This window comes from Bradyrhizobium sp. STM 3809 (genome assembly GCF_000239795.1).
GTDB lineage: Bacteria > Pseudomonadota > Alphaproteobacteria > Rhizobiales > Xanthobacteraceae > Bradyrhizobium.
This window is the reverse complement of record NZ_CAFJ01000222.1, coordinates 1-8,647: the sequence shown is the minus strand read 5'-3', so window position 1 is coordinate 8,647 and position 8,647 is coordinate 1. Positions and strand designations below refer to the sequence as shown.

Here is an 8,647-nt window from a genome sequence, read left to right as displayed (position 1 = left end):
TGTTCATCTCGCACGACCTTCGCGTCGTCGCCGCGCTGGCGAGCCATCTCATCGTGATGCGTCACGGCAAGGTGGTGGAGGAGGGCCCCGCCGCGCAATTGTTCAAGGCGCCGAAGACGGACTACACGCGCGCCCTGTTCGCCGCGGCGTTCCGGAACGAGACCGCGGGCAATGGCGCGGCGGCAACCTGATCAGCTGATCGTTGCCACGCCGCGCGTTCGGCCGAGCTGTCACTCCGGGCGCGAATGCGCTCCCTCTCCCCGTTCTTACGGGGAGAAGGTTGGGATGAGGCGCAGCCCCGACCATGCCCCTCACCCGGATTGCTGCGCAATCCGACCTCTCAGCGCGAGCGAAGCTCGTCGCGCGCCCGCAAAGGGCGGGCAGAAGCTGCACCGTTCGCTCTGAGGGAGTCTGCATCACCGCCACGACGCGGCGTGACGCTCTCAGCGCCGGCCTCCACCACCACCGCCGCCAAAGCCGCCTCCGCCGGGCGGAGGGCCGCCGGGGCCAAAGCCGCCGGGTGAGCCCATGCCAGATCCCGCGCCTCCCGGAGGCGCCATGCTGCCGTCGCGGCCGAAGCCCGGCGCTCCCTGGCCCGGCGCACCCGGACCGTTCGACGGGCCCTGACCGCCCGGCCCGCCGGGAGTGTTGCCGCCTCCCGGCCCGCCCGGTCCCTGCATCGGTCCTTGGCCGCGCGGCGCCTGCGGTCCCTGCACGGATTCGCCGGGGAAGCGGGTCACCGCCTGCACCGACTCGGCGCGCAGCCCGCCGGCGCCGTCGGGCACGGCGTTGATCACCACGCGCACCTCGCCCGCCGGCTGGAAGCGCGAATTGTCGCGCGCGACATAGCCCGAGCCGAACTGCAGCTCGTTGCCGACGCGCTGGACATAGCCTTCGACCAGCAGGCGGCTGGCGCGGGCGAAATCCTTGAGATCGTCGGGCCTGGTGCGCGCCACCTGCATGACGCCCTGCGCCACGCGGCCCTCGGCCTGCACACGCTGGCCGACCAGCGCCTGGTCGACGCCGGCGAGTCGCAGCCCGCCGATCGACAGGCCGGTGCGGTCGCGCACGACGACCCCGGTGATGCGGCTCGGCACGTTGCCGCGTGGATCGACCAGGCTCGCAACGATCACGCCGTCGCTGCGCCGCAGCCCGAACACCGCGACGGAGCTGCCGACCTTCCGCCAGCTCTGCTGGCCGGGCGAGAGCACGGTCTGGCCCAGCACCGTCAGCTCGCCGGCACGAACGGCCTCGATCGGCCCGGTGACCTCGCTGACGATGTCGATGCGCGCCGTGCCGAGCGTGCCGTTGGCGTCGCGTCGCGCCAGCACGCGGGCGAGCTGGCCGATCTTCAGCGCCTTGACCGATGAAGCCTCGCCGTCGATCGTGACCGGCACGTTGGGCGCGTAGCTGACGCGCTCGCCATTGACGAAGATGCTGCCGAAACGCTGGATCACGCCGACGATGCCGGTGCCGCCCATGCCCTGGTCCTGCCCGGGGCTGATGCCGGTGCCGCCGAGGCCCTGATCATTGCCCTTGCGCGTCTGGCCCCATGCAAGCGTCGATGTGCTGGCGAGCCAGAGGCCGGCGAGCAGAGCCCGTCGCGAGATGGTCGGCGGTCCGCTCACTTGTCGTCGTCCTCGCCGGCTGCGCCCCTCGCGGCTTGCTTCGTCGATTCCTTTGTAGATTCCTTGGCAGCCTCCTTGGCAGCCTCCTTGGGCTCCTCCAGATAGATGTAGACGCCGAAATTCCAGCGGGCATCGCCGCCCTTGTCCTTGGCCAGCGCGCGGTTGGCCTCGCGATTGGCGGTCTTCAACGCCTCCATCGCCAGTTCGCGTGAGCGCGCCTCGAGCCGGCGGGCGAGCTTCGGCGACAGCCCGTCATAGTGAACCGCGCGCTCCATGAAGCGCGGCGCCGGCTCCGACACGTTGGTCGCGGCGGCCGCGATGTGATCATGCAGGTTGCGGCCGAGATAGTACCATTTGCGATCGTCGTCGCCGCGCGGCACGAAGCCGGTGTCGGTCAGCACGATGGTGTCGTCGGCGCCGATACTCACGAGCTTGCGGTCAAGCCACTCGTCGAGCACGGCCCGCGGCCGCACGTCCTTGGTGATCGCGGCCACCAGCGCCTCGAACGATGGCGCCTCGCCCTCGGCGGTGCGAGGCAGCGGCAGCGGATCGCCCTTGGCGTCGGTGAACTCCGGCGCGGCGAGCCAGTGCGCGATGATGGCGCTGGTGCGTGACAGGCTCGCCGGCACCTCGGTGACCGGCGCGCCGGCCCCGCGCAGCCGCGCCACCTCCTTGCGATGAATCCCGGTCAGCAGGCTGACGCGGCTGTCGGTCTGCGGCTTGCCCTCCAGCGCGAAGTCATGCTCGGCGACGTTGACGAACAGCTCGCGCAGCAGCTGGGCCAGCGCCGGAAACGTCATCCCGCTGCGGATGCACAGACGCACCAGCGGACGCAGCAGCCGCGCCAGCGGCGCGTGCAGCTTGGTCGCGGCGAGCGGCTCATGCGCGGCCGTCGCGTTCTGGGAGTCCGGGCTCATCACCGAAATTTTAGCGGCCAGGGATGTGGGACACAATCCCACTTTTTTGCAGCGACGGATTGACGTGTGAAAAATTCCCACGTAAACGGGGCGCATCTGACCACGGGAACTTCACGATGTTTCCCCATTCGGTACGCGAGCCATTGTTTCGCCCAGCGAACGCCGGGCCTTGCGTTCGAACCGCACGTCACGGTCACGAACCCGCTCGGGAAGGTTCAGCGCCCGCAGCCGTCGTCACCGCCTCCCACGATGCCGAGCCTCTCCCTCCCTGCTGCGAGGAAACCATGTCAGCGCATGACGAGTCCGACCGCCCCCCCTCGGTCCTCCACGTCTTCAAGGTCTATTATCCCGATCTCTACGGTGGCACGCTCTCGGTCATCCGCGACATCTGTGCCGGCGTGAAGCACGCCTTCGCGGCATCGGTGCTGGTCTGCTCGAATACCGCCTGTCCGCGCCGCGAGGACGTCGACGGCGTCAGCGTCGAGCGGGTGCATTCGTTCGGCGATGTTCTGTCGCTGCCGGTGGCGCCGACCTATCCGCTGCGGCTGTGGCGGCGGATCGCGGCGCATGACCTGGTCGCGCTGCATGCGCCGTTTCCGCTGGCCGATCTCGTCTTCGCCGCTGGTCTCGGCCGCGACCGGCCGCTGGTGGTGCATTGGCATGCCGACATCGTCTCGCATGCGTGGCTGCGCTGGCTGGTCGAGCCGCTGATGCGCAGGACGTTGCGACGGGCGGAGGCGATCATCGTCTCCGACCCGGCGCTCGTCACCAAGACCGCCGTGCTGGAAGAATTCGCTGCCAAATGCGCGGTCGTGCCGTTCGGAATAGACGTCTCGAGGTTCGCCGCCCCGTCAGATGCGTCCTCGACGGAGCGCGCCGCGCCGCCGCTCGTTCTCGCCTGCGGCCGTCTGGTTCGCTACAAGGGCTTCGACGTCCTGATCCGGGCGGCTGCCGATCAGGACTTCAGGGTGTGGATCGTCGGCGAGGGCCGCGAGCGCGCGCATCTTCAGCAGTCGATCGACAGTCTCGGCCTCGGGGAGCGGGTGCGGCTGCTCGGCTCGCTGTCGGATGCTGAGCTGCGTGATGTGATGCGCGCGGCCGACCTGTTCGTGCTGCCTTCGGTCACCGCTGCCGAGACGTTCGGCATCGCGCAGCTCGAGGCGATGGCGGCCGGCCTGCCCGTCATCAACACGGCATTGCCGACCGGCGTACCGCATGTCGCACGCGACGGCATCGAGGCGATCACGGTCGAGCCGGGTGATCCGGTGCAACTGGCCGGCGCGATCACGACGCTGCTGGCCGATCCCGAGCGCCGCCGGCGCATGGCGGCAGCAGCCCGCGTCCGTGCCGCAACGGCCTACTCGACCGACAGCTTCAGGCAGGGCATCGAGCGCGTCTATCGCCAGGCGATCGTCGCGCATGACATCGCCAACGCGGCGCGGACGCAGCGCGGCGGCCTGCTCGAGCCGGTCCGGATCGCGGCCGCGCTGGCCTGGTCCGACATGCGTCATCGCTACGTCCGCTCGCTGCTGGGACCGTTCTGGATGTCGATCCAGATGGCGATCATGGTGGCGGTGCTCGGCTCGGTCGTCGGCCATTTCAGCTCCACCAGCATGCTGTCGCATCTGCCGATGCTGGCCCTCAGCCTCACCGCCTGGACCTTTCTCAACAGCGTGGTGCTCGACGCAACCACCGCGCTGCAAGCCTCGGCGAGCCTGATCAAGGACAGGGCGCTCTCGCCGATCGTGTTCCTGCTGCAATGCTGCTTTCGCCAGTTGCTGTTCGCCCTCCACAACTCCTCGGTGCCGCTGCTGCTGTGGCTGCTGCTTGCCCCGATGGATGTCGCCGCTGCGCTGAAGGCCATGCCCGGCCTCGTGCTGTTCGTCGCCTGCACCTTTGCGCTCAGCCTGGTGCTCGGCGCGCTCGCGACGCGTTTCCGCGACCTCAAGCCGATCATCGAGTCGAGCCTGACGCTCGCGTTTCTGGCCTCGCCGATCGTGTGGTCGCCGGAGATGGTCGACCGCGGCTCGTTCATCATGCGGTTCAATCCGCTCACGCATCTGTTCGCGATCTGGCGCGATCCCCTGACCACGGGCCACGTGCCCGCGGCCAGCGTCCTTTACGTCGTCGTCGTCCTCGCCGTCCTCGGCCTCGCGAGCGTCGCCGCCATCGGACATCTGCGCAAGGCCGCGTTCTGGATCTGAGCCATGGCAAGAATCCATCTGAACCAGGTCTCTCTCGATTACCCGCTCTATGGCGCCTACGATTTCTCGATCAAGCGCCGGATGCTGGACCGTCTCGTCGGAGACGCCGATGGAATGCGAATGATCCGCGCCATCGACAACATCTCGATCGAGGCTTCGTCAGGAGCGCGCATCGGCCTGTTCGGGCCGAACGGATCCGGCAAGTCCACCCTGTTGCGGCTGATTGCGGGTGTTTATCCCGCCAGCTCGGGCCGTATCGAGATCGAAGGCGAGGTCGTGCCGCTGCTCGGCCTCTCGGCCGGCGCCAATCTCGATTTCGTCGCGGACGACAATATCAGCCTGCTGCTGCGGATCGGCGGACGCAGGCCGACACCGGACATCATCGACGAGATCTGGGCGTTCACCGAGCTCGACGAGCGGATGCGCCGCATTCCGCTTCGCATGTTCTCGTCGGGAATGTTGATGCGGGTGCTGTTCGCCACCGCGACGGCGTTCCCCGCCGACATCCTGCTGCTCGACGAGTGGCTCAGCGTCGTCGACGAGCAGTTCGCAGCCAAGGCCGAGCGGCGGCTGCTCAAGCTGGTCTCGACGGCCGCGATCGTCGTGCTCGCCTCGCATGACCAGGGGCTGCTTCATCGCATCTGCAACGCGATCGTCCGGCTCGAACACGGCCGTGTCGTCGCCACGGTCCCGGTCGCTTCATCGTCCACGGCGCGCGCTCATTTTCAGGAGATTTGTGCATGACACGGATTCTGGTCGTCAGCGAGGCGCTGGGGGAGCCGAACCACAAGCGCGGCATCTTTCATTTCACCCGCGAGCTGCTGCGCTCGCTTGCTAATGACGGTCACGAGCTCACCTTGCTGGTGGAGACGACCCGGCGCTATCGCAAGCTGCGCAAGCGTCAGCAGCAGGCCCGTCTGTTGCCGTCGGACTCCCGGCTGATCGAGCTCCTGGCCCTGTATCGTTTCCTCGACGAGGCCGACATGAACGCGCAGTCGGCGCGTGGCGGCTTGCGCCAGGCCATCGACTGGTTTCGAAGCCGCGTGACCGTATCGGTCTCATGGGAGTTCTGCCTCTGCTTCGTGCGGGCCCTCGGCCTGCCGCGCCGGCGCCACCGCTCGATCGAGAACCGGAGCCGCGGACTGGAATACATCCCGCCGGACCTGCGTCATCTCGAGCTGTTCCGCAGCTTCATGCTCGAGCCCGGCTTCTACAGCTATCAGGATAGTTCGGCGTTCTTCCGGCTGCCGCCCCCACGCATCGACGCACGTGGCTACGACATCGTCCTGGTCGATACGCCGACCCGGGTCGCGGTCAGGCGTGATCCGGGAGCGCGCGTGATCTGCGTGGTCCACGACCTGTTGCCGCTCACCGATCTCAAGCTGAGCGACGCCGCAACGCAGCTGTTCCTGTCCCGGCTCGCGACCAGCGTCGAGCAGGCCGACGAACTGGCCTTTGTGTCGAATTACAGCCTGCAAAGGTTCAGGGAGTTGATGCCGCACCATGCGCATCGGCCCGCGCGCGTCGTCTATCCGCGAACCCGCTTCGATGACGTTTGTTCAGCGCCGGCGCAGGCGCCCCGCACTCAGCGGCCGACCTTTGTCGTCATCGTCTCGGCGGAGCCGAGGAAGAATCTGGAGGCGCTGACCCGCGCCTTTCGCCGGCTCCCGCAGGCGGATTTGGTCGTGATCGGCTATGCCGGAAAGGCTCAGCGGGCGGTTGGCCTGCCGCCCAATGTCCGCTTTGCCGGCTATGTCGAGGAGCAGGACAAGCTGGCGCTGATCGCGGACGCGCATGGTCTGATCATGCCGAGCTTCGCGGAGGGCTTCGGCGTGCCGATCATCGAGGCGCTGGCCGCGAATACGCCGGTGCTCTGCTCGGACATCCCGGTGTTCCGCGAAGTGGCGGGCGATCTCGCGGAGTATTTCGATCCCTTCTCGACCAGCTCGATCTGCGATGCGGTCAATCGGGCGCTGCTTCAGCAGGACGCGTGGCGCGACAAGATCGGCAGCCGCCGGAGCGAGTTGGCGATGCGGTTCGGTCATCGCAGCCAGGCGCGCGATCTGCTCGGGCCCTGCTCGGGCGGGCCGCCCGCGGGCGGGCGACATGCGGCCGAGCTGCCGTCAGCCGAGCCCGATCGTCTGGCGACACAGGTGGTCTGACATGTTGCAGGAGACGTATCTCATGCAGACCGAGGCTGGCCCGTCGCGTCAGACTGCAGCGTCATGTTCGGTATCACCGTCGCTGCTCGAGGCGCCCGCGTATCTGCGCCTGGCCGACATGATGGTGGTCCTGACGGCCGCCGCGCTGCCCTGGTCGACATCGGCGACCGCGATCTTCATGACGGCGTGGCTGATCCTGATCGTCCCGACGATCGATTGGGATGAGCTGGTCCGTGGCCTCGCGGCGCCGGCCTGCGCGCTGCCGCTGGCTTTCTTTGCGCTCGCCGACCTCGGCGTTCTCTGGTCCGGCGGCACATGGGAATCAGGCTTGCATGGCCTCAACCCGGTTTCCAAGCTGCTGCTGATCCCCTTGCTGCTGTACCATTTCAGGCGGTCGGAACGCGCGTCCTGGGTGCTCGCGGGCTTTGTCGGCTCCTGCACGGTACTGATGATGTTGTCCTGGATCGTTCTCATTGCTCCGTCCTGGAAGATCACGGCAACGGCGTCGAACGGCGTGCCGGTGAAGAACTATATCGATCAGAGCCAGGAATTCGCGCTGTGCGCCTTCGCGCTTGCTGCACCGCTCCTGGCGGCCTGGACACGGCGCTCGCTTCTCGCCGCAGCCGGTCTGCTGGCGCTGATCGCCGGCTTCGTCGCCAACATGCTGTTCGTCGTGTCCGCGCGGACGGCCCTGATCTATATGCCGGTGCTTCTGGTACTGTTCGTGCTGCGCCATCTCGAGCGCCGCGCCGCGCTTGCGGTGATGGCGGGCGCGCTCGTGGCCGCGGGCCTGGTCTGGACGACGTCGCCCTATCTCCGTCAGCGTGTCGCGGATATCGCGGTCGAATACCGCGCCTTCGATGCCAATGTTCCGGCTTCGACCGCGCAGAGACTGACCTACTGGCAGAAGTCCATCAGGTTCATCGCTGAGGCGCCTCTGCTCGGACACGGCACGGGATCGATCCGGCAGCTGTTCGAAGCCGACTCGGTCGGACAGACCGGCCTGCGGGCCGAGATCGTGAGCAATCCCCACAACCAGACGCTCAGCGTCGCCATTCAATGGGGGATCGTCGGTGTCCTCGTTCTCTATGCGATGTGGTCGATCCATCTGCGCCTCTTCCTGGCAAGGAACACGGCTGCCTGGATCGGACTTGCCGTCGTCGTGCAGAACATCGTCAGCTCGCTGCTGAACTCTCATCTTTTCGATTTCGGTCCGGGATGGATCTATGTGCTCGGGGTCGGCGTTGCCGGCGGAGTCGTCCTCGGTGGCGAGCGCCGGAGCGAGCCGCCGGAGCGGCCCCTGTGAGCAGGTGCTCCGCGGTCCCGAAGCCATCCCGCGCCCGATGACTCTGCATGTCGGCTCGGACGCTGCCCCGCCCGGCGGCAACGCGCCGGTGAAGAAGGGTGATTTGCCCGACGGGTGCGACTTACGAAAATCAGTCAAGAGATTCCGATAAAAATAAATCGCTTGCGTCGTGGGCCATTCGGCGCCATTCATGGCGCGTCCTGTCCCACGAGAGGGGCGAACGCGTCGTCACGGGCGTCGGGTGCGGGATGCGGTGGCCGCGATGAGGCTGCGTGTGCCTGTGCGCACGGACGAACGGCAGCATGCGGACGGCGAAATCGTGTGGTCCTGGCGCCCCGATGCTGGCGTCAAGGTCGCAGGGCATTGATGAGGCCCGCGGCTGACAGGGGCAAGACAGCCGGTCCCTGGGGAGAGCACGTATAAGCCGTAG

6 protein-coding genes and 1 pseudogene are annotated in these 8,647 nt (G+C 67.6%); 5 read left to right on the top strand and 2 right to left on the bottom strand.

The genetic code is table 11. From position 1 onward, the window contains the following. A pseudogene (locus tag BRAS3809_RS12060) lies at nucleotides 1-191 on the top strand (microcin ABC transporter ATP-binding protein); the annotation flags it as partial. Nucleotides 192-443: 252 nt separating this feature from the next. Here BRAS3809_RS12060 and BRAS3809_RS12055 read toward each other — a convergent pair. Both BRAS3809_RS12055 and BRAS3809_RS12050 read right to left on the bottom strand, forming a co-directional pair. Beyond that, nucleotides 444-1,628: a DUF5666 domain-containing protein gene (locus BRAS3809_RS12055; RefSeq protein WP_008962373.1), complete on the bottom strand. Its 1,185-nt coding sequence runs from the start codon at nucleotides 1,626-1,628 to the stop codon at nucleotides 444-446. After that, entirely contained in the window at nucleotides 1,625-2,545 is a 921-nt protein-coding gene (locus tag BRAS3809_RS12050; RefSeq protein WP_008962372.1) for a DUF6502 family protein, read from the bottom strand. The genes BRAS3809_RS12055 and BRAS3809_RS12050 overlap by 4 nt, the downstream gene beginning before the upstream one ends. 284 nt (nucleotides 2,546-2,829) lie before the next feature. On the opposite strand from BRAS3809_RS12050, the gene BRAS3809_RS12045 reads away from it, so the two are divergent. From BRAS3809_RS12045 to BRAS3809_RS12030, 4 genes are read left to right on the top strand one after another with little or no spacing between them, the layout of a single operon-like run. Further along, a complete protein-coding gene (locus BRAS3809_RS12045; protein ID WP_008962371.1) occupies nucleotides 2,830-4,749 on the top strand; it encodes a glycosyltransferase in 1,920 nt (639 codons plus the stop codon). Nucleotides 4,750-4,752: 3 nt separating this feature from the next. Further along, nucleotides 4,753-5,493 carry an ABC transporter ATP-binding protein gene (locus tag BRAS3809_RS12040; RefSeq protein WP_008962370.1) on the top strand — a complete coding sequence of 247 codons (741 nt, stop codon included), beginning with the start codon at nucleotides 4,753-4,755 and terminating at the stop codon, nucleotides 5,491-5,493. After that, nucleotides 5,490-6,911, top strand: coding sequence for a glycosyltransferase family 4 protein (locus tag BRAS3809_RS12035; protein ID WP_008962369.1), 1,422 nt, complete (start codon nucleotides 5,490-5,492; stop codon nucleotides 6,909-6,911). Before BRAS3809_RS12040 ends, BRAS3809_RS12035 begins: the two co-directional genes overlap by 4 nt. A gap of 22 nt (nucleotides 6,912-6,933) precedes the next feature. Then, nucleotides 6,934-8,217: an O-antigen ligase family protein gene (locus BRAS3809_RS12030; protein WP_240535656.1), complete on the top strand. Its 1,284-nt coding sequence runs from the start codon at nucleotides 6,934-6,936 to the stop codon at nucleotides 8,215-8,217. The last annotated feature ends 430 nt before the right edge of the window (nucleotides 8,218-8,647 follow it).

What these genes read in the sequence shown, in the direction of transcription:
- BRAS3809_RS12050 (WP_008962372.1), bottom strand. Translation starts at nt 2,545, where the DNA reads ATGAGCCCGGACTCCCAGAACGCGACGGCCGCGCATGAGCCGCTCGCC.
- BRAS3809_RS12045 (WP_008962371.1), top strand. Translation starts at nt 2,830, where the DNA reads ATGTCAGCGCATGACGAGTCCGACCGCCCCCCCTCGGTCCTCCACGTC.
- BRAS3809_RS12040 (WP_008962370.1), top strand. Translation starts at nt 4,753, where the DNA reads ATGGCAAGAATCCATCTGAACCAGGTCTCTCTCGATTACCCGCTCTAT.
- BRAS3809_RS12035 (WP_008962369.1), top strand. Translation starts at nt 5,490, where the DNA reads ATGACACGGATTCTGGTCGTCAGCGAGGCGCTGGGGGAGCCGAACCAC.
- BRAS3809_RS12030 (WP_240535656.1), top strand. Translation starts at nt 6,934, where the DNA reads ATGCAGACCGAGGCTGGCCCGTCGCGTCAGACTGCAGCGTCATGTTCG.